Consider the following 413-nt stretch of genomic DNA (forward strand, 5'->3'; position numbering starts at 1 on the left):
CTGGTTAGAATGCCGCCCTGTCACGGCGGAGGTCGCGGGTTCGAGCCCCGTCCGCTGCGCCATATGTCTCGTTAGCTCAGCCGGTAGAGCATCTCCCTTTTAAGGAGGGGGCCGTTGGTTCGAATCCAACACGGGACACCACTTATCGGGTTTAGACCCTTTCGTCTAGTGGCCCAGGACAACACTCTCTCTGTGTGGAAACAGAGGTTCAAATCCTCTAGGGGTCGCCAAAAATTAAGGTCGCTTAGCTCAGTTGGTAGAGCGCCACCCTTACAAGGTGGATGTCATAAGTTCGAGTCTTATAGTGACCACCATTAAATTATTACTTCTTAGGTGCAGCGGTAGTTCAGCTGGTTAGAATGCCGCCCTGTCACGGCGGAGGTCGCGGGTTCGAGCCCCGTCCGCTGCGCCAT

At 55.2% G+C, this 413-nt stretch carries 4 tRNA genes; all 4 read left to right on the top strand.

Annotated features, from left to right (window positions below):
• The first annotated feature begins 65 nt into the window (after nucleotides 1-65).
• A tRNA-Lys gene (locus BGS43_RS07745) sits at nucleotides 66-141 on the top strand.
• A 13-nt stretch (nucleotides 142-154) separates the two neighbouring features.
• A tRNA-Arg gene (locus tag BGS43_RS07750) sits at nucleotides 155-230 on the top strand.
• An 8-nt stretch (nucleotides 231-238) separates the two neighbouring features.
• Nucleotides 239-314, top strand: a tRNA-Val gene (locus tag BGS43_RS07755).
• Between the two features lie 21 nt (nucleotides 315-335).
• Nucleotides 336-412: transfer RNA gene (locus tag BGS43_RS07760), tRNA-Asp, on the top strand.
• The last annotated feature ends 1 nt before the right edge of the window (nucleotide 413 follow it).

The organism is Campylobacter sp. 110, assembly GCF_002383965.1.
In the GTDB taxonomy this organism is placed as follows: Bacteria; Campylobacterota; Campylobacteria; order Campylobacterales; family Campylobacteraceae; genus Campylobacter_D; species Campylobacter_D coli.